Annotated in this window: 20 protein-coding genes; 17 read left to right on the top strand and 3 right to left on the bottom strand. The window is 69.3% G+C overall.

The window, feature by feature from the left end; genetic code table 11:
* The first annotated feature begins 34 nt into the window (after positions 1-34).
* Both metG and OG417_RS44145 read left to right on the top strand, forming a co-directional pair.
* Positions 35-1,825, top strand: coding sequence for a methionine--tRNA ligase (metG, locus tag OG417_RS44150; RefSeq protein WP_329242484.1), 1,791 nt, complete (start codon positions 35-37; stop codon positions 1,823-1,825).
* A 43-nt stretch (positions 1,826-1,868) separates the two neighbouring features.
* Positions 1,869-2,684 carry a TatD family hydrolase gene (locus OG417_RS44145; protein WP_329242481.1) on the top strand — a complete coding sequence of 272 codons (816 nt, stop codon included), beginning with the start codon at positions 1,869-1,871 and terminating at the stop codon, positions 2,682-2,684.
* A 147-nt stretch (positions 2,685-2,831) separates the two neighbouring features.
* Here OG417_RS44145 and OG417_RS44140 read toward each other — a convergent pair whose 3' ends face one another.
* A complete protein-coding gene (locus OG417_RS44140; RefSeq protein WP_329242479.1) occupies positions 2,832-4,034 on the bottom strand; it encodes a hypothetical protein in 1,203 nt (400 codons plus the stop codon).
* Positions 4,031-4,534, bottom strand: coding sequence for a SigE family RNA polymerase sigma factor (locus tag OG417_RS44135; protein ID WP_329242476.1), 504 nt, complete (start codon positions 4,532-4,534; stop codon positions 4,031-4,033). The genes OG417_RS44140 and OG417_RS44135 overlap by 4 nt, the downstream gene beginning before the upstream one ends.
* A 67-nt stretch (positions 4,535-4,601) precedes the next feature.
* On the opposite strand from OG417_RS44135, the gene rsmA reads away from it, so the two are divergent.
* The 15 genes from rsmA (at position 4,602) to OG417_RS44060 (ending at position 16,904) form a co-directional block, all read left to right on the top strand.
* On the top strand, positions 4,602-5,459 hold the full coding sequence (gene rsmA / locus OG417_RS44130) for a 16S rRNA (adenine(1518)-N(6)/adenine(1519)-N(6))-dimethyltransferase RsmA (RefSeq protein ID WP_329242473.1): 858 nt from the start codon (positions 4,602-4,604) through the stop codon (positions 5,457-5,459).
* Positions 5,456-6,346 (top strand): 4-(cytidine 5'-diphospho)-2-C-methyl-D-erythritol kinase, encoded by an 891-nt coding sequence (locus OG417_RS44125; protein ID WP_329242471.1) that lies wholly within the window; start codon positions 5,456-5,458, stop codon positions 6,344-6,346. The genes rsmA and OG417_RS44125 overlap by 4 nt, the downstream gene beginning before the upstream one ends.
* 267 nt (positions 6,347-6,613) lie before the next feature.
* The gene (locus OG417_RS44120; protein WP_329242468.1) at positions 6,614-6,991 is read left to right on the top strand and encodes a hypothetical protein; all 378 of its coding nucleotides are present in this window, start codon (positions 6,614-6,616) and stop codon (positions 6,989-6,991) included.
* 1 nt (position 6,992) lies between these two features.
* On the top strand, positions 6,993-8,258 hold the full coding sequence (locus tag OG417_RS44115; protein ID WP_329242465.1) for a hypothetical protein: 1,266 nt from the start codon (positions 6,993-6,995) through the stop codon (positions 8,256-8,258).
* 41 nt (positions 8,259-8,299) lie between these two features.
* On the top strand, positions 8,300-9,472 hold the full coding sequence (locus OG417_RS44110) for a S8 family serine peptidase (protein ID WP_329242462.1): 1,173 nt from the start codon (positions 8,300-8,302) through the stop codon (positions 9,470-9,472).
* Entirely contained in the window at positions 9,469-9,732 is a 264-nt protein-coding gene (locus OG417_RS44105; protein ID WP_329242459.1) for a YbaB/EbfC family nucleoid-associated protein, read from the top strand. The genes OG417_RS44110 and OG417_RS44105 overlap by 4 nt, the downstream gene beginning before the upstream one ends.
* A gap of 2 nt (positions 9,733-9,734) precedes the next feature.
* The gene (locus OG417_RS44100; protein ID WP_329242456.1) at positions 9,735-10,073 is read left to right on the top strand and encodes a YbaB/EbfC family nucleoid-associated protein; all 339 of its coding nucleotides are present in this window, start codon (positions 9,735-9,737) and stop codon (positions 10,071-10,073) included.
* Between the two features lie 23 nt (positions 10,074-10,096).
* Positions 10,097-10,429, top strand: coding sequence for a hypothetical protein (locus tag OG417_RS44095; protein WP_329242453.1), 333 nt, complete (start codon positions 10,097-10,099; stop codon positions 10,427-10,429).
* A gap of 29 nt (positions 10,430-10,458) precedes the next feature.
* A complete protein-coding gene (locus tag OG417_RS44090; protein WP_329242450.1) occupies positions 10,459-11,142 on the top strand; it encodes a hypothetical protein in 684 nt (227 codons plus the stop codon).
* A 169-nt stretch (positions 11,143-11,311) separates the two neighbouring features.
* The gene (locus OG417_RS44085; RefSeq protein ID WP_329242447.1) at positions 11,312-11,728 is read left to right on the top strand and encodes a hypothetical protein; all 417 of its coding nucleotides are present in this window, start codon (positions 11,312-11,314) and stop codon (positions 11,726-11,728) included.
* A gap of 403 nt (positions 11,729-12,131) precedes the next feature.
* Positions 12,132-12,404 (top strand): hypothetical protein, encoded by a 273-nt coding sequence (locus OG417_RS44080; RefSeq protein WP_329242445.1) that lies wholly within the window; start codon positions 12,132-12,134, stop codon positions 12,402-12,404.
* A 56-nt stretch (positions 12,405-12,460) separates the two neighbouring features.
* On the top strand, positions 12,461-12,604 hold the full coding sequence (locus OG417_RS44075) for a hypothetical protein (protein ID WP_329242443.1): 144 nt from the start codon (positions 12,461-12,463) through the stop codon (positions 12,602-12,604).
* Positions 12,605-12,787: 183 nt separating this feature from the next.
* On the top strand, positions 12,788-14,530 hold the full coding sequence (locus OG417_RS44070; protein ID WP_329242440.1) for an ABC-F family ATP-binding cassette domain-containing protein: 1,743 nt from the start codon (positions 12,788-12,790) through the stop codon (positions 14,528-14,530).
* Positions 14,531-15,187: 657 nt separating this feature from the next.
* On the top strand, positions 15,188-16,303 hold the full coding sequence (locus OG417_RS44065) for an amidase (protein WP_329242437.1): 1,116 nt from the start codon (positions 15,188-15,190) through the stop codon (positions 16,301-16,303).
* A gap of 67 nt (positions 16,304-16,370) precedes the next feature.
* Entirely contained in the window at positions 16,371-16,904 is a 534-nt protein-coding gene (locus OG417_RS44060; protein ID WP_329242435.1) for a DUF488 domain-containing protein, read from the top strand.
* Between the two features lie 44 nt (positions 16,905-16,948).
* Here OG417_RS44060 and OG417_RS44055 read toward each other — a convergent pair whose 3' ends face one another.
* On the bottom strand, positions 16,949-19,534 hold the full coding sequence (locus OG417_RS44055) for a hypothetical protein (protein ID WP_329242433.1): 2,586 nt from the start codon (positions 19,532-19,534) through the stop codon (positions 16,949-16,951).
* Between the last annotated feature and the right edge of the window lie 126 nt (positions 19,535-19,660).

Raw genomic sequence — 19,660 nt, 5'->3', positions numbered from 1 at the left:
TGATACATCGGGGCAGGGCCTCTAGGCTTAGGGCATGTCCAGCCGTCACATCCTGACCGCGCCCGCCTGGCCGTACGCCAACGGGCCCCGCCACATCGGGCACGTCTCCGGTTTCGCGCTGCCCTGCGACATGTTCAGCCGCTACCAGCGGATGGCGGGCAACCAGGTCCTGATGGTCAGCGGCACCGACGAGCACGGCACGCCGATCCAGGTCCAGGCCGACAACGAGGGCGTGACCGCACGCGAGCTCGCCGACCGCTACAACAAGGTGATCGGCCAGGACCTCCACGGCCTCGGCATGTCCTACGACCTGTTCACCCGGACGACGACGCGCAACCACTACGCCGTCGCCCAGGAGATCTTCAAGGGGCTCCACGCCAACGGCTACGTCTTCGAGAAGACGACGATGGGCGCGATCTCGCCCTCCACCGGCCGCACCCTCCCGGACCGCTATATCGAGGGCACCTGTCCGATCTGCGGCTACGACGGGGCGCGCGGCGACCAGTGCGACAACTGCGGCAACCAGCTCGACCCGGTCGACCTGATCAACCCCCGCAGCCGCATCAACGGCGAAAAGCCGGAGTTCGTGGAGACCGAGCACTTCTTCCTCGACCTGCCCGCGTTCTCCGAGACCCTCGGGTCGTGGCTGCAGAGCAAGGAGGGGCTCTGGCGGCCGAACGTCTACAAGTTCACCCGCAACCTCCTCGACGACATGCAGCCCCGCCCGATCAGCCGTGACCTCGACTGGGGCGTGCCGGTGCCGCTGCCGGGCTGGGTCGACCGGCCCGACAAGCGGCTGTACGTCTGGTTCGACGCGGTGATCGGCTACCTGTCGGCCTCGGTCGAGTGGGCCCGGCGCTCCGGCGACCCGGACGCCTGGCGCGCCTGGTGGCAGGACCCCGACGCCCGGTCGTACTACTTCATGGGCAAGGACAACATCGTCTTCCACTCGGAGATCTGGCCGGCGATGCTGCTGGGCTACAACGGCGAGGGCGACAAGGGCGGTGAGCCGGGCTCCCTGGGCCGCCTCAACCTGCCCTCCGAGGTGGTCTCCTCGGAGTTCCTGACCATGGAGGGGCGAAAGTTCTCCTCCTCGCGGCAGGTCGTGATCTACGTACGCGACTTCCTCGAGCGGTACGACGTCGACGCCCTGCGCTACTACATCGCGGTGGCCGGCCCGGAGAACCAGGACACCGACTTCACCTGGTCGGAGTTCGTCCGGCGCAACAACGACGAGCTCGTCGCCGCCTGGGGCAACCTGGTCAACCGGTCGATCTCGTTCGCGGCCAAGAACATCGGCGAGATCCCGGCCGCCGGCGAGCTGACCGAGGCCGACCGCACCATCCTGCAGCGCTCGCGCGCGGCGTTCGACGCGGTGGGCGCGGAGCTGAACCGCTCGCGGTTCAAGAACGCCGTCAACGAGACCATGCGCACCGTGGCGGAGGCCAACAAGTACCTGTCCGAGCAGGCGCCGTGGAAGCTCCGCAGCGAAGACCCGGAGCGGATGAAGACCATCCTCCACGTCGCGCTGCAGCTCGTGGACGACGCCAAGTCGCTGCTGACGCCGTTCCTGCCGAAGTCCTCGGACAAGGTGTACAAGATGCTCGGCGGCGAGGGCGACTGGAGCGGCATGCCGGAGCTGCGCGAGGTCGACGAGGACGGCGGCCCGGGCTACCAGGTGCTGACCGGCACGTACGACACGGCCGCGCGCTGGGAGTCCCGGCCGATCACGCCGGGTGTCCCGCTGGCGCCACCGAAACCGCTCTTCACCAAGCTGGACCCCTCGGTCGTGGACGAGGAGCTGGCCCGGCTCGAGCAGTCGTGAGCGGCTCGGTCGGCACGGAGGCTCGGCAGGCGGAGGAGGCCTCGTGAGCCGCGGCGACTCGCGGGAGGCGGCACCGCCGCCTCCCGAGCCGCTGCCGGCCGAGGTGTTCGACAGCCACTGCCACCTCGACATCCTCAAGACGCCGGTCCCGGAGGTCGTCGCGGCGGGTCAGGCCGTCGGGATCCGCCGGGTCGTGACCGTCGGGTACGACCTGGCGTCCTCCCGCTGGTGCGCCGAGGCGGCCGCGGCCCACGACGACGTCTACGCGGCGGTCGCGATCCACCCCAACGACGCGGGCGACGCCACCGACGAGGTGCTCGATGAGATCGCCTCCCTCGCCGCGCTGCCGCACGTCCGCGCGGTCGGGGAGACCGGGCTCGACTACTACCGCGACTGGGCCGACCCCGGCGACCAGCACCGGTCCTTCCGCGCGCACATCGACATCGCCACGCGCACCGGCACGGCGCTGGTCATCCACGACCGCGACGCCCACGACGACGTCCTGCGCATCCTGGCCGAGGAGGGTCCGCCGGAGCAGGTCGTCTTCCACTGCTTCTCCGGCGATCGCGAGATGGCCAAGGTCTGCGCCGACCGTGGCTACGTCATGAGCTTCGCCGGCAACGTCACGTTCAAGAACGCCGGTGACCTGCGCGAAGCCGCGGAGGTCGCGCCACCGGAGCTGCTGCTGGTCGAGACCGACGCGCCGTACCTCACGCCGGTGCCCTACCGCGGCCGGCCGAACGCTCCGTACCTCGTGCCGCTGACCGCCCGCTGCCTGGCCGAGGTCAAGGGCATGGACCTGGCCGAGCTGTGCGAGACCATCAGCCGCAACGGCGAGCGCGTCTTCGGATCCTGGTGACCCAGGGTCGTCGTCTCGCCGTCGCCCGGTGCCCATCGGGGCCGGTCGCCGCACGCGCGACCGCCACGTACGGGACCGGGTCCCCCGGCCCGGCACCGTCGTGGGCCGGTCGTTCGGTCTTCGATCGCCGGTGAGCGGGCCCCGCGTTCAGATCGCGCCGAGATCGACGATCACGTACCCGCCGTCCGTCATGGTGTAGTAGAGGCGGTTCGCCGGGTCCTCGGGCAGCCGGAAGGTGAAGGAGTCCTTGGCCTGCTGCTTGATTCCCAGATCACCGGCCTTACCTGTCCGCAGGTCGTACACGGCGATGGCACCCTTCGCGGGGAAGGTGATGACGAACCTGTCCAGCGACGGGGGGGTGCTCGAAACGGCCTCGATGTCCGGAATCGCGTGGCGGCCGCTGCCGTCGCGGCGCTGCGCCTCGGAGACGAAATGCGAGTCCCGGCCCACGCACCACGTGGGGCCGCAGTTCCAGGACGCGCGGTCGGTGAGACGAGCCGTACGGGTCTCCCCGGTCGTGACGTTCCGCACGTTCGCGAAGCCCGTGACGCCCACCTTGCCGTCGCGGACCGCCGGTGGGGAGCCGACCCACGGCCACTGGAGGATGTAGGCCCCGCGCGTGTCCGGAACCTCCTCGGCGGTGCCTCCGGTGACGGGAGCGCGGAAGACGCCGCCGGTCTTGCTCACCGACCACAGGACCTTGCCGCCGTCGATCGCCAGAGCGGTCGGCACGGGGGTGTCGGACCGGCTGACGAGGCGAGCCTTGCCGCCGGAGAGCGGCGCCGCCCAGATCTCGGTGCCGTAGTCGCCCGCGAGGTACCACGCGACGTACCCGCCTCCGGTCGCGAAGCCGGAGGCGAACAGCTTCGTCTTCGGCGGCGTGACGACCGTCGTGATCTGCTTCGTCGTGTGCCGGCGCAGGTCGTAGGCGTACAGGGCGTCGGCCTTCTCGAAGCTGGACTCGGTGTTGACCAGCAGCGTGTGGCCGTCGAGGAAGGTCAGCGGCAGGAACTTGCGCCCGTTCGGCAGGGTGTCCGCCACCCGGTGGATCGCCTGGGGCCAGACCTTCGCCATCGGCGGCACGTCGGTCTTCGTCAGGCGGTGCAGCGCCGGGGACGCCGCCGTCCTGGCGGTGCCGGACGCGTGCGTGCCGGTCAGCAGCGCACGGCCGCCGAGCGTGGCGCCCCCGATGGCGATGGCCACGGCGGCGGCGGCCATCGCCACCCGCGGATAGGCGCGGGTTCGCCGCGCGGGGCGTGCCTCCAGGCCGATGCCCGGCGGGGCCTTCGGGGCGCGGTCGGCGGCCTCGGCGAACGTGCGCCGCAGGGCCTGCTCCAGTTCCTCGGTCATCGCAGACTCCCGTTCGTCACGGACGGACGCCAGGACGTCCGTAGCTTGTCCAGGGCACGCGACGCCTGGCTGCGTACGGTGCCGCGGGAGATGCCGAGCACCTCGGCGATCTCGTTGTCGCTGAGCGACTCGTAGTAGCGAAGGACCAGCACGGCCCGCTGCTTCGGCGGCAGGCCGGAGAGCGCCCGCCACAGGCCGCCGTCGCCGTCGGCCCGCGCCAGCGCCGTGTCGTCGTAGGCCCGCTCGGGCGGCTCGGGCATCAGGCGTTCGCGGCGGCGTTTCCGCCAGATGCTGATGTGCAGCCGGGCCATGGTCGTGCGTACATATCCCTCCGGCTCGCGCTTGTTGACGACGCCGGGCCAGGCGGCGCGTACGCGTACCAGCGCCTCCTGCAACAGGTCGGCGGCGTCGTGCGGGTCGCCGGTCAGCACATAGGCGTAGCGCATCAACGCGTCGGCGCGGGATCCGACGAACTCTTCGAAGCTCAGTGCTCCATTCAAGGCACCCTCCTCAGGTACGGGGACGGGCCCGGCGCCGGAACTGTTGCACGTACGGGACACTGGGGGTGTGGGTGAACGACTACTCGGGCCGGCGGACGTCCGCGCGCTCGCCGCCGACCTGGGCATCCGCCCGACCAAGACGCTCGGCCAGAACTTCGTCATCGACGCGAACACGGTGCGGCGCATCGTCCGCGACGCCGAGGTCGGCGCCGAAGACGCGGTCCTGGAGGTGGGGCCCGGCCTCGGCTCGCTGACCCTGGCGCTGCTGCCCGAGGCCCGCCGCGTCATGGCGGTCGAGGTGGACGAGGTGCTCGCGGGGCGGCTGCCGCGGACCGTGGCCGAGTTCGCGCCGTCGCTCGCCGACCGCCTGACGGTGGTCACCGGCGACGCGTTGCGCGTGACCGAGCTGCCCGAACCCCCGACCGCTCTCGTGGCGAACCTGCCGTACAACGTGGCCGTGCCCGTCGTCCTGCACCTGCTCGGGGCGTTCCCGACGCTGCGGCACGGGCTGGTCATGGTGCAGGCCGAGGTCGCCGACCGGCTCACGGCCGGCCCGGGCGGCAAGGTGTACGGCGTGCCGTCGGTGAAGATGGCCTGGTACGCCGAGACGCGCCGGGCGGGCAACGTGGGGCGGGCCGTGTTCTGGCCGGTGCCGAACGTCGACTCGGGCCTGGTCGCCTTCACCCGGCGCGAGCCGCCGCAGGGGGTCCCCCGTACGGAGGTGTTCGCGGTGGTGGACGCGGCCTTCGCGCAGCGCCGCAAGACCCTGCGGGCGGCCCTGGCCGGGTGGGCGGGCTCGGCCGCCGCGGCGGAGCGGATCCTGCGCGCCGCCGACGTCGACCCGGGCGCGCGCGGAGAGGCGCTCGACGTCGCGGCCTTCACCCGGATCGCCGGACAGCGACGAGCATCCCCTAGCATTCCGTGACCGTGACCACTGTTCGCGTACCCGCCAAGGTCAACCTCCAGCTCGGCGTCGGCCCGGTCCGTGACGACGGCTACCACGACCTCGTCAACGTCTTCCACGCCGTCTCGCTGTTCGACGAGGTCACCGCGACCCCGGCCGCCACGTTGACGATCACTGTGGAGGGTCCGGCGGGCGTTCCCGTCGGCCCGGACAACCTGGCCGTACGGGCCGCACGGCTCCTCGCGTCGCACGCCGGCGTCGAACCCCGGGTCGCCCTGCACATCCGCAAGGACATCCCGGTCGCCGGCGGAATGGCCGGCGGCAGCGCCGACGCGGCGGCGGCCCTGGTGGCGTGCGACGCCTTGTGGGGGACGGGCATGAGCCGGGAGACCCTCCTGGAGCTGGGCGCGCGGATCGGCAGCGATGTCCCGTTCGCCCTGCTCGGCGGCACGGCCGTGGGGCTGGGCCGGGGCGAGCGGCTGACCCCGGTCGAGGCGGTGGGGGAGTTCCACTGGGTGTTCGGGTACGCGGACGGCGGCCTGTCAACGCCGGCGGTGTACGCCGAATGCGACCGCCTGCGGGCCGATGCGCCGGCCGCGTGGCCGGTGGTGTCGGATGATCTGATGGCCGCGTTGAAGACGGGCGACCCTCTGGCGCTCGGGCGAGCGCTCACCAACGACCTGCAGCCCGCGGCCCTGAGCCTGCGCCCGTCCCTCGCCGCCGCGCTGGCCGTGGGCGTGGAGAGCGGTGCGGTGGGCTCCCTGGTGTCGGGCTCGGGCCCGACGTGCGCCTTCTTGGCGTCCTCGGCCTCGCACGCCGCGGCCTTGGGGAGGACCCTGTCGGGCACGGGCCGCTTCTCCGCCGTCCGCCAGGCTCGGGGCCCTGTACCAGGTGCTGTCTTGATCTGATTCGGACGACCGATAAGTGGCTCTGTGCTGTCTTTCGGTACCGAGCGTCACGGAACGGTAAAGTTGGTCAAGCGGCATCTGGACCCCGCGTGTCAAGCTTTGTAAAGTCTTGGAGGCTTTACACGGGGGTGTGCGGCCTTGGCGCGTTGTGCGCGTTTGAGGGGGAGTGCGATGTCGCCTGTCGATCAGGGACCCGTACCACTGGGCCCGTACCGTGAATGGCCCGGACTTGACGCGTCCGCCCACGCCAAGATGGATCGTCACCAGGTGCGAGCCATCGCCGAGCGTCTGACCTCCCACCTGGAGGACATGCTGGCGGTGGACGAGCACCTGAAGCCGGCGAGCAAGGCGGCGTACGGCGCCTGGGACGCCGCCCAGGCGTTCTACCCGAGCGTCCAGTCGGGCCACGACACACTCGTGGACCAGCACAGCCGCTTCCTGCACGCTGTGCTCGACATGATTAAGAAGCTGCATGCCTCGGCCCACATTTACGACGCGACCGAGGCCGACCTCGAACGGCGAATCGCCGCCGTCGACAAGCGCCTGCACACCGTACCGACCACCGACCTGTTCCAGCACGGCTCGCCGGGCTCCCCGCCACCGACCGCGTCTCCGAACTCGCTGAACCCGGACGCGAGGGACTGAGATGGTCGACTCCTATGTCTCCCCGATGCGATCCATGGCCCCGACGGGGGCGCCGTCGCAGTACACCGACCCCAAGAGCATCGACGCCCTGCTGAAGTCCAGCGACCCTGAGGCGGTCGCTGCCTCGGGCCGCGGCTACCAGAGGTTCGCCGAGGCGTACGAGAAGATCGCCGGCGTCCTGCTCAACATGCGAACGGACCTCCACGACGCGTGGGAGGGCAAGGACGCGGCTGCCGCCCAGTCACAGCTGCGAGAGATGTGGTCCGCCGCCGCGACGGTCCGCGAGGCCGCGAAGACGTTCGGCATGACGATCGAGCGTCATGGCTCGGAGCACCTGGCCTGGTACAAGTACAACAAGCCCCCGTCCAAGTCACTGTCAGAAGCGCAAAGCTGGATGACCGGAGCCAACGAACGCGTCGCCCAGGCGTGGGGCTCCCTGCCCCAGGACCTGTCCACAACCCTCCCGCCCGGCGACGAGAAGTATCACTCCGACGGCTGGAGCCCCGAACACTCGGCGGCTTCAAGAACATCCGGGAGGTCATCCTTCTCTTACCCTGGTGACGGCGATGGTTCATCCGCGTCACATGGTCACCGGCTGGACGCCGCTGCGGAGCCGAATCAGATCGGAGACGGCGGTACCCAGCTCGCCGGCCTGCCTCCATCCGTTGCGCCTCCTGCCGGGGCTGCTCCGGGCCAATTGGGCGGGTTTCCTCTCGGAGGAGGTGTCGCCGCCGTGGGTCCCGGAGGCGTACCGGCGTCCGGCTATGGACCGATCGCCCCGAGCGTCATCACCGGGGTCCCCGGTGGTATGGATGGTGGAGCCGGTCGGATGACGCCGGGCTTGTCCGATGAGGCCGCCGCCGCGCAGGAGACTCAGGCCGCTGAGATGAGCAGTGCGTCGCGTGCGGGCATGACCGGGCTGCCGGTCGGTGCCGAGCGCCGAGACCGCGAACGCAAGCGACGGAGCTGGCTGTCCGAAGACGAGAAGGTGTGGACCGGCGATGTGCAGGCAGCACCCAAGCTGATCGCTGTTGACACCGAGACTGACCGAGAGTGGATCGACGAACCTCTGCGAATTCACCTGTCGGACGCCGATAACAAGGTCATCGATGATCTCTTTGAGGAGCTGAGCGGGGAGGACTCGCCGCAGGACCCACAGCAGGAAGTCGCCGAACTTCTGGCGAAGTCGGCAGGCCTCGAAGAGCAGGCCGCCGCGACGATCGATGACCTTGAGCCGCCGGGCCCGATCATCGGAAAAATCGAGTGAGGCGACTGCTCGCAGGCGTCGCCGCGGTCATGCTCATGGTCATGGTGGGCCGCCCGGCGTCGGCGGCACTCCGGCCGCTCCCGGGCGAATGGTGGTTCTCCGTCTGGGGCATCGAGAAATATGTTTGGCCGCAGTCCAGGGGCGCGGGCGTCACCGTCGCGGTGCTCGACTCCGGGGTCAACGCGTCTCTGCCCGAGCTCGCCGGTGTTGTCCTCAAAGGAACCGACACGACCGGGAGAAAAGGCGACGGGCGCCAGGACTTCGATGACAAGGAGGGCGGGCACGGGACCGGTCTGTCGGCGCTGATCGCCGGCCAAGGAGGCGGCAGCACCGGTTATGTCGGTGTTGCTCCTGACGCAAAGATTCTGCCGGTCCACGTCACAGCAGAATTCGGTGACTCGGTCGGTCTCTACGAGGCGATGGCGAGCGGGATACGGTTCGCCGTCGATCACAAGGCTGGAGTTATCAACATCTCGCAGGGCATCACGTCGGCCACGTGGCCCGATCACTGCGACCCCGGCGTCCAGGACGCCATCGCCTACGCCGTCGCGCACGACGTGATTGTGGTGGCGAGCTCCGGCAATGAGGGGAACACGACCAACTGGCCCGAGCTTCCGGGCTCGTGTGCCGGTGTGGTCGCGGTCGGCGGGGTCGACAAGTCTCTGCGTCCCTGGTCTGGAACCCAGCGTCAGTCCTACGTCGCTGTCGCGGCCCCGGGCGTGGGACCTGTCGTCGGGGAGACCGGTCGGTTCGCCCCGCACGTCACCGGAACGAGCCTCTCCGCGGCACTCGTGTCGGCTGCCATCGCCATCATCCGCTCTCACAACCCGCGTATGCCGGCCCGCACCGTCGTGCAGCGGCTGATGGCGACTGCGTACCACCCGAAGGCGCCGGCCTGGAACGACCAGACCGGCTACGGGCCGATTCAGATCACCAGCGCGATGAACGCGCAGCGTTACCCGGTACCGGCTGATGCTCCGAACCCGGTGTACGCCCGTTTCGACGAATGGCAGGCCAATCGTTACGGCACGGCTCCTCGCGGAACTCCCGAGGCTGCGGTCCGGCGGAGTGTCCACAGCCGGAACACCGGCGGCGGCGCCGTATCGACGACCATGGCGGTGGTCTCGATCGGCGGAGCGATAGCAGTCCTCGCGGTCGTCCTTGTCATCGTCGCTCGCCGCCGGGCGCACCGGTCGAGACGGGAATTCCCATGAAGAAGATCGCTGAGATTCGCGAGCTCGAGCAGAAGCTCGCAACCAAGAGGATCACCGTCGAGTCCGACGACAAGGGGGTGCGTGTCACCATGGACGGCCATGGCACTCTGGTCGACCTCGAGATACGGAACGACGTGATCTCACGGCAGAATTCAGCGCGTCTCGAGAAGGACATCACGCTGACCGTCAGGCGAGCCGATCTCGTCGTGGAGAAGCTGCGCCGGAGGCTGGCCAAATCGTTTCTAGGGGCTGACGAGTAGCCATGTCGGAAGATCCGCTGAAGGACCAGATCATCACAGCGTTGCAGGCCATCACCGGCCGCGTCGAGGCGATCGACGCCGTACTGACGAAGATCGACGAGCTCGACGGGTCCCTGGTCGACAAGGGAGCGCGCTGTGAGATTGAGTCCGGTATGGGATCCGTGACGGTCGACGGCCACGGACGGATCATCCGTGTACGGCTCAACCCGGACAGCCTTGAGACCGGGGACGCGTCCAAGTTGGGGCCTCGCGTGCTCGAGGCCATCACCGTAGCTCGCCGGCGTGCGCTCGGTGCGCGTGACGCGCATATCGATGACCTGGTGCGAAAGATGTGGCAGTGATGTCAAAATACGGGGTGATGTGAATGGCGAAGGATGATGAGATCTACTACGCCGCCGAGGAGATCCGCAACCAGGCAGTGCACCTGAATGTCGCCTCGCAGAACTGGCAGAAGGCCTGGCAGAACATCAGGACGGCCGAACTTCCGCCCGACGCGTTCGGGAATATCGGGCGTGAGGTGGGATATCCCAGCCAGTTCAATTCCTACGCCGAACAGGTCGTCCAGAAGCTCTGGCGCGGATCGCAGTCACTGTCTTCGGGAGTCAACGGTCTCCACCTGGTGGCTAACTACTATGAACAGAACGACCACCGCGTGACAGCCACCGTCAAGATGGTGCGGCCCGACATCGGTATCTGACGGCGCAAAGGTAGATGGGGGGTTCAGCGATGCCGGACGTAAGATTTAAGAACTATGGGCTGCCGGACGAGGTGGCTTATCCACGCCAGGCCGAGTCGATCATCATGCGGGGCATCGACGCCGTCGGGGGTCACGACAGCGCTCGGGCGAGCGTGCAGAGGATCCGGAACATGGCCGGGCGCCCCGATGTGGTTCTCCACGCCTATGACGTGTGGTCAGACGCGGCAAATAATCTGGTCGGCGGATCGGCGAGCGTGCTCACGAAGACGTTGAGTAATCTGGGAGGTTGGTGGCAGGGACCTGCATACGAATCGTTCTCCGGATATCTGACCGGGACCAACGGTGCGGTCCAGGTCTCCAATAGCAACGCGACCCACATGATCGCGGTATGCAAGCAGCTTTTGCAGGCCTACAGCGAGATTATCAAGGTGTACAACCAGTCCGTGCAGAAGATGGCCGACGTCGCCGTCACCATGAGCAAATACGCTCCCTGGAAGATTCAGAACATGTTCCGGACGACGGAGGCCGCAGCGAATCTGCTGTCGGAATTCGCGTCGACGATCGCCAAATGGGAGATCGAGCACCGCAACACGCTTCATGATTACATCACGAACAGCAAGCAGACCATGACTGAGGTACAGGCGATCATCGAGCCGAACGATTTCCCGTCGAGCGCGCTGATCGCGAAAAAGTGGCACTTCCGGAAGGATTAGCGTTCCTGTGGAGCGGCGAACGATGACGACCACTCGGGCCGTTCCCGTGGTGGTGTGTGCTGCCCTTCTTCTCGTTGGCTGTTCGGTTGAGAAGCATCATCCAGGCTTTTCGGATGCCGGCAGGTTCACCAAGACGCCCGACTCGTGCTCACTGATACCCCCGTCCCTGGTGAAGCGGCTGACCGGGGCGGCGGTGGCGGGTGAGCGCGTCGATGACAAGGCGGTGGCGGCAGTGCAGGAGTGCTCATGGATGAAGCCTGCGGACGCCAGTCATCCCGATGCGAAGTTCGGCCAGGTCGCCGTATTTGTCCAGCTTGGTAGGGAGAACGCGGTGGACAACGGTGTGCAGGCCATCGTGAAGGTCTACGGCAAGGAGCTGACGCAGGCCGGATGTACGCCCGCGCGCGGTATCACGGTCGATCAGTCTTGCGTCTTTCCGGACAAGGGTCTTCCTCTCGTCGCCTTCCGAACGAGCAACCTGTTCGTCCGGGTGACGTGCAGCGTCCGAAATCCGAACGTGTGCTCGGGCGACCAACGCCGCGCCACCGCCGAACTCCTGGCTAAGACCGTGCTACAGAAACTGTGAGGCTCCGTCTTCCAGTTTACGGTGGCCTCGCCGCCAGCCTCTGTGCGCAGGGCCCTCGTGAACGTACTTGCTCTCGCCTAACAGAGTTACGATACTTTTTGGGGTGGCGCTTGCTGAATGGTGTACAGCTCGCCATCATGGTGCGAAACGTTGTGATCGAGATTGAGTGGTACGGCGCGGATGCCGTGCCCGCATCCCACGCGGGGCCACTCCGCACGTCACCGAGTTTTCGAAAGTGCAGGCGCAGCAGCAGGCGCTTGAGTTGGGCCGTGCCTTGGTTGCGAAGTTCTCCTGAGTCGACGTAGGACTCGCAGTACATTTCCGCTGGGGCCGACGTGGGCACGTTCGACTAGGCCGCGGGATCTGCCCCGACGCGTCGATTCGTTCACCGATGGAGGATGCCGTGGTCATCGCCTACGTAGTGCTGGGTATTCCAATTCTTTTCTTCGCGATCGTTGTCTTGTTCGACATCGGGCGCTGGAGTTCCATCAAGGGGGCCGTCTCCACACCTTGGCGGCTGGCCCTTGGGCTGTTGTGGCTCGCCACCGCATGCGGCCTATTCGTCGCAGCCGCTCTCAACGAGATCAGCCTCTACGTATGGATACCCGGCGTCGTCGCCGCGATCATCTTTTTCTATCTACTGAGCAAGGTACGCCAGAGCACCGGCGCACGGTAGGACGCGTCCGGTGGCCGGCAACCAGGCTCTGGCCGAACCGATGGACCATGGGCGCGATGAGCTACAAGGAGATCGAAATCGGGTATTCGTCCGTCCCACAGACCGACATCGACTTTGTGAACGCACTCATCCAGGCCGCGAACACCATCGGCGCACCACGGAGTGACGGTGAGAAAAGTTCGGTGACCATCGGCGGATAGCGTGTCCGGCCACGGCGGCTCCGTACCTTCGCGGAAAGCCTGCGGGGGCCGCCGTGGCCCGAGAGCGCCGCCCGCGCCAGGTGCGACAGCAGTGCCGCGACGTACGTGGGGCACCCGGTTTATCCACAGGACCACCTCGGCGTTGCCCGGCGCCCGGTGCGGGCGGATAGCCTTACTGGCGTTGTGAATCTCATCAATGTCGAAGGTCTGAGCAAGGCGTACGGACCGGTTCCGCTGCTCGATGGCGTCTCGCTCGGGGTCGCGGCGGGGGACCGGGTCGGCATCGTCGGCCGTAACGGTGACGGCAAGTCCACGTTGATGTCCCTGCTGGCGGGGCACACCGAGCCGGACGACGGGCGCGTGACGCGTGCGCGCGACGCGCGGATCGGCTACCTCGCCCAGCGGGACGCGTTTCCCGACGGTGCGACGGTGCGTTCCGTCGTGTTCGGAGATCGGGCGGAGCACGACTGGGCGGGTGACGCGCGGGCCCGTGACATCCTCGCCGGTCTGCTGGCCGACGTGCCGCTCGACGCTCCCGTGGCGGGCATGTCCGGCGGCGAGCGGCGGCGGGTCGCGCTCGCCGCGCTGCTGGTCCCCGAGACCGACCTTCTCATGCTGGACGAGCCGACCAACCACCTCGACATCGAGGCGATCGCCTGGCTCGCCGGCCACCTGAAGGACCGCACGCTCGTCGTGGTCACCCACGATCGCTGGTTCCTCGACGAGGTGACCGACCGCACCTGGGAGGTGGCCGACGGGCAGGTCCACCGGTACGAGGGCGGCTACTCCGCGTACGTCCTGGCCAAGGCCGAGCGGGCCCGGCTCGCCGCCGCCGCCGAGGAAAAGCGGCAGAACCTTTTGCGCAAGGAGCTGGCCTGGCTCCGGCGCGGCCCGCAGGCGCGCTCGTCGAAGCCCAAGTTCCGGGTCGAGGCCGCGAACGCCCTCATCGCCGACGAGCCGCCGCCGCGCGACAGCGTGGAGCTCGTACGGTTCGCCACGGCGCGGCTCGGCAAGACCGTGTACGACGTGGAGGACGTGACGGTCCAGGTCGGCGACCGCACGCTGTTCGAGCATCTGACCTGGCAGCTCGGCCCCGGTGACCGCATCGGGCTCGTCGGGGTGAACGGCAGCGGCAAGACCACGCTGCTCCGGCTGCTCGAAGGGTCCGTACGCCCGCGGGCGGGCCGGGTGGTGACCGGCAAGACCGTACGCCTCGCCCACCTGTCACAGGAGCTGGGTGAGCTCGACCCCTCGCGCCGTGTGCTGGAGACGATCGAGGAGATCAAGCGGCGCCTCACGGTCGGCAAGAAGGAGTTCTCCGCCGGCCAGATGCTCGAACGCTTCGGCTTCCGCGGCGACGCCCAGTGGACACCGGTCGGCGACCTGTCGGGCGGCGAGCGCCGGCGCCTGCAACTGCTCCGCCTGCTCATGGGCGAGCCGAACGTCCTGCTCCTCGACGAGCCGACCAACGACCTCGACATCGAGACGCTGACCGAGCTGGAGGACCTGCTCGACGGATGGCCCGGGTCGCTGGTCCTCGTCAGCCACGACCGTTACTTCCTCGAGCGGGTCAGCGACCATGTCGTCGCCCTCCTCGGCGGCGGTGGCCTGAAGATGCTGCCCGGCGGCGTGGACGAATACCTCGACCGCCGACGCCGTACACCGACACCGTCGCCGCCCGCGCGCCCGGCCGAGCCACCCAAGCCGACCGTCTCCAAGAACGCCTGGCAGACGAAGAAGGACCTCGACCGCCTCGAGCGCCGCATCTCCCGGCTGAGCGAACGAGAGGCCGAGCTCCACGACCTGATGGCACAGCACGCCACCGACCACGAAAAGCTCCTCACCCTCGACACGGACCTGCGCACCGTCCGCACCGAGCGCGAGGAGCTGGAAGAACAGTGGCTCGAACTCGCGGAGAACGTCTGACCACCGGCCCGCGTTAGGGGCCCGTCTGATCGCCCGCTGTTGTGTGAGGCCGGCGCGCGGGCGGGCGTTTCCGCGCGTGTTCGGGCTGTGCCGTGGTGGGTGCTGTGGCTCGGTCTCGTGGATGGCGTTTGACCGCTGTTCTGTGTTGGTGGGCTGCGTGGTTGTCTCGCTGCCGTGTGGCGTGGTGTCCAGGCGGCGTTTCGCCGCGTGTTCGAGCTTTTGCGTCGTGGCGGGTGCCGTGGCTCGGACTCGCGTAGGACACGTGATCGCTGTTCCGCACAGGGACCTGTCTGCCCCGCTGTTCTGCGGCGTGCAGGGGGGCCTTCTCGCGTGCTCGACCATCTGCGCCGCCTGGTCGAACGCACACTGCGCTGTGACGGCGATGGTCGCCGTGCAGGCGCGGGGAGCTCTCAGCGTCGGCGGGGCCCTCGGCGTCGGCGGGGTCCTCGGCGGCGCCGCCGTCGGTCGCCGGCCGGACCCGGGCCGACCCGAGCGGCTCTCAACACGCAGTCCCTGATAGCCCGCCCGCCCTGCGTCGTCCTGAACGCCGCTCGCCCCCGCACGGGAACTTTGAGAGGGACCTCCCCCGCCGCTCGGGTTGTCCACAGGCGCGCGCACGGTCTATCTCATCCGTCCCCCTCACGCCATGATGTCGTCGTGACCATCTGGCTGGAGAAGTTCACCGCGCAGGGCGACGGGCCGCGGCTCGCCGTCAAGGACGCCATCGACGTCGCCGGGTCGCCGACGACGCTGGCATGCCCGGTCATCAGCGAGCAGGCCGTGGCCGCGGAGCACGATGCTCCCGTCGTCGCGACCGCTCGCCGGCAGGGGGCTCGGATCGTCGGCAAGACCAACCTCACCGAGCTGTGCCGCGCCGCCGACGGCGTCAACCCCTGGACCGGGACTCCGGAGAATCCCCTCGACGCCGGCCGCGTGCCCGGTGGTTCGTCCAGCGGTTCCGCGGTCGCGGTCGCGTTGGGCGAGGCCGATGTCGCGCTCGGCACTGACACGGGCGGATCCGTCCGTGTGCCGGCCGCCTGCTGCGGTGTCGCCGGGCTCAAGACCACGCGAGGCCGGGTGCCGGTCGACGGGGTGTTCCCGCTGGCCCCGACACTCGACTCGGTCGGCCCGCTCGGGCCCGACGTCGCCGCGCTGACGCTCGGCATGACGCTGATGGAGCCGGGTTTCGCTTCCGGCTCGTTCGACGCCGGGGCGATGATCGGACGGCTGCGTCCGGCGGGCACACCCGTCGCCCCCGAGCTCGACGCCGCCGTCGACGCCGCGTTGGGCGCCGCCGGGTTCGTCTTCGCCGATGAACCGGCCGACTGCTGGCCCGCCGCCCTCGACGCCGGAAACAGACTGATCCTCGGCGAGGGCTTCCGCGCACACCGGAGCCTCCTCGCGTACCCCGACCGGATGAGCGAGCGGATCCGCCGCCGCATCGAGCGCGGCGAGCGGATCACCGACGGCATGCTCGACGAGGCCTACGCCACGAAAGAGACGCTGCGGGAGTTCCTCGACAAGCTCTTCGAACGCTATCCGCTGCTCGCCCTGCCCACGATCACCCAGCCACCACCCCGCATCGGTGCCGAACGCGACGTCGATCTCACCGCGCTGACCCTCCCCTTCAACCTGTCCGGCGATCCGGCCCTGTCCCTGCCGATCCCCGTCAAGGGCTCTGCGCTGCCAGGCTCCCTCCAACTCGTGGCCCCGGCGAACGAAGAGGGACGCCTACTCGCCGCCGCCACCCTCATCGAAGCCGCATTGCGATGACCTCCCGCGCTGCTTAGGGGTATCTCTGCGGGAGGGGCAGCTTGCTGAGTGAGGCGGCGTTGGGCTGATGCGTACTGTTCGGACGTTCGGTCATGGGACGGCATCGCAGGAGGAGATCGCCGGGTTGCTGCGGGGCGCCGGTGTGGAACTGGTGGTCGATGTCCGTACGGCGCCGGGCAGTCGCCGCAACCCGCACGTCGCCCGGGCGTCGCTGGAGTCCTGGCTGCCCGCGGACGGCATCGGCTACCGATGGGACAAGCGTCTCGGCGGGTTTCGGCGGCCTCCGCCCGACTCGCCGGACATCTTCTGGCGGGAGGAGATGTTCCGGGGTTACGCGGCGCACATGCGTACGCCGGAGTTCGCCGCCGCGATCGACGCGTTGCTCGGCTTCGCGGGCGAGCAGGCGGTGATGTGCAGCGAGTCCGTCTGGTGGCGCTGTCACCGCCGGATGATCGCCGACTTCCTCGTTTTGGCCCGCGGCGTCCCGGTCGAGCACCTGATGCACGACGGCCGTCTCACCCGCCACGAACCGGCCCCCGGCGCACGCCTCCGCGACGACGGCCTGATCGTCTACGACGGAGGCCAGGAGCCCTTGCTGTAACGCGCGAGCCTAGATCTCCGCCCCGCGGGGCGGGCTGCAAGCCGCTAAGAGGCGACGCGTGTCGCCAGGAACGACGCACGTGTCAGGCCGACGACGCGCAGCGGACGGTCGAGGGCCGACTCCGGCGCTGCGAGTTCCCGGTCGATGGCCTCGGTGATCGTGGAGTCGGCCGCCGCACCGGCCGGACCACACCGTAGAAGGGCCGCCGCGGCCGCCGCCCGTACCTCGCGATGCTCCGAGTCGGCGCACAACCGGGAGAACACCGCCGACGGCGGGTCCGCGCGCCCCTGGACGACGCGTGCGGCGGCGACCACCAGGCTCGCCAGGGTCTCCACCTCGGTCTCCTTCTCGATCCGCGCCATCAGCTCGGACAGCGGGTCGGCGCCGTCGTCGGGCCGCGCGTCCGGTACCTCCGACAGCAGCAGCGCCGACGCGGCGCGGACGGCCGGGTCGTCGTCGTCCATCAGCACGTACAGCGCCGGCACACACTGCTCCAGGGCCGTACGGGTGTGCTCGGCCCAGCGCCGGGACTCTTCGTCCGCGCCGGCCGGTCCAAGGGCGATCCGTGTGAACTCTCCCATCAGGTTCAGCAACGGCCACCGGACGGGGTTGTCCTCCTCACCGACCAGCATCAGAAGGCACGGAACGGCGGCGACGGTCGCCGAGAAGACTCGGCCTTCCCCGTACAGCACCGCCCGCAGGTCGGCGAGAACGGCCTCCGCGGACGCGTCGTCGTCCGCTTCGACGACCGCGAGGAGCAGGTCGGGAACGGCGCCGGCCGGGCCCGTCGCGCATTCGAGCTCGTCCCAGTCGAACCGGTGGACGGCCGCGGTCAGGTCCCGCCGCGGCCACAGGCGATCGATGCCGAGACGCAGGACGGCGCTGCCGGTCGGACCGCCGACGGTCATCGTCCCCTCCGGGTCCAGGCTCAGCGCCGCGATGCCGGCCCCCAGCTCCAGGGTCGCCTCGATGCCCGAACCGACGTCCCACAGCCGTACGCTGCCGGTGCTCCAGGCCGCGGCGATCGCCGGGCCGGTCGCCAGACGCTCGGCGCTGACCCCGACCACCTCTCCGCCGTGGCGGCCGAGCGCGGCCGGGCCCCAGCCGTCGTCGGGCAGCCAGAGGTTGACGAGTCCACCGGAGTCGCCGCTCGCCACGGTGAGGCCGAGGCCCTCGAAACGCCGGGTGGTGATGGCGGTCACGGGCGCGTCGTGCGCCGCGCGGCTGAGCCGACCCGCCTCGTGACCCTCTGCCGAAGCATCTCCGTCCGTGGAGACGCCATCGGTGGTGTTCCCGGTGCCGGCGGTGTCCTCGGCCTCGGTGGTGCCGTCGGCATCGGCGCTGTTCTCAGTTGCCGTGGTGTCGCCGGTTCCCGCCGCGTTCTCGGCGGTCCCGGCCGCGCTCTCGGCTCCAGCGGCCGCATCGGCTGGGGCGGTGTCGTCGGCGGCAGCGGTGAGCCCGCGTTCGCCGGTGTCCTCGGGGCGAGAGGTCGGCCACAGGTGCACGCCGCCGGCCTGGTCGCCGGCGACCACGCCCGCGCCGGGCTCCTCGGCCCACACTGTGAGACCGTCCGGTCGATTCGTGCCGAGAATCTCGGCGGGAGGTACGGCGGCGGCCTCGGCGGGCGGGTAGGGCGTGTCGGAGACGCTTTCGACGGTCCACCGTCCGTCGCGGTCGGTGGTGTCGGCCTTCAAGGACAGCGGCGGGGGAGCGGCCCGAGGTGACTCGATCTCCTCGCTCCAGTCCACGCCGAGCGTACGGGCGACCCCCTCCAGGGCCGCACGGCTCCGGGCGTGCACGACGAACCCGAAGTCGGCGTAGCCTTCCCCGTCCAGATAGACGATCGCGTCGGGCGCTCCGTAGACGACCGTCCGGTTGCCCAGCTCGCGCCAGGGCAGCAGGCCCATGGCCGGGAAGTTCTGCTGGACCCGCCGTTCGACGTCGGGCTCAGCCTCGTACAGGCGCACCGTCCAGCCGTAGTACGAGGGCAGCCGCATCAACGCCAGCTGAAGGAAGAACTCCGAGACCGACCCGGACTGCGGCACCCAGCCTTCCCCGGTGCTGACCATGACTCTCGGGTCGGCCTGACCGGCCTCGGCGGCGAGATAACCCCACTCGTTGCAGTACTCGTACTCCGCCTTGAACACGCACACCCGGTGATCGGCGTCCGGTCCGACGAACGGATTGTCCGGCGGAAGCCCGTCCGAGACGCCGTAGCCCGTCGGATCCGGCCGTACGGTCGGCGGCCACACGGGATTCGTCCAGTACAGCCGCGGCCGGTAAGTGAAGGAGTTGAACGGCAGGTCCCACCACTCGTCCAGGGCCGCCGGAATCGGGAGGGTCAGGTCGACATCGGCGAAGGTTTCCTCTTCCTCGCCGGTCGCCTCCTCCTTGAGACGGCGGACGTACGCCCGGTGCTCGTCCTCCGACCAGCGCGGCCAGCGGGGCTCTCCGCCGGGCGGCTCGTATCCCCATTCCTCCTGGAACGCGCGGAGCAACTCCCAGCGCGGGCCGGTGTCCGCCAGATGCGCGGCGAACTCCTCGGGCGACATGCGGTCGCGGTCCGCCCACCGGGGCATGACCTGCCGCAACCGCTCGGCGAACCGTCCGTAATCGATCACATCTGACACAGCGGTCAGCGTAGGACACCGCGGCACCATGCCGATGCCGCCGCTCCCGGCCGCGCGAAGGGCGACCCCCCCGACTTCCAGGGACGGTGTCGAAGCGGAGCGCGGCAGGTCGGCGGGTATGCGGTG

The sequence above is a fragment of the Actinoallomurus sp. NBC_01490 genome (assembly GCF_036227085.1).
GTDB classification, from domain to species: domain Bacteria; phylum Actinomycetota; class Actinomycetes; order Streptosporangiales; family Streptosporangiaceae; genus Actinoallomurus; species Actinoallomurus oryzae.
This window is presented reverse-complemented; position numbering and strand designations above follow the sequence as displayed.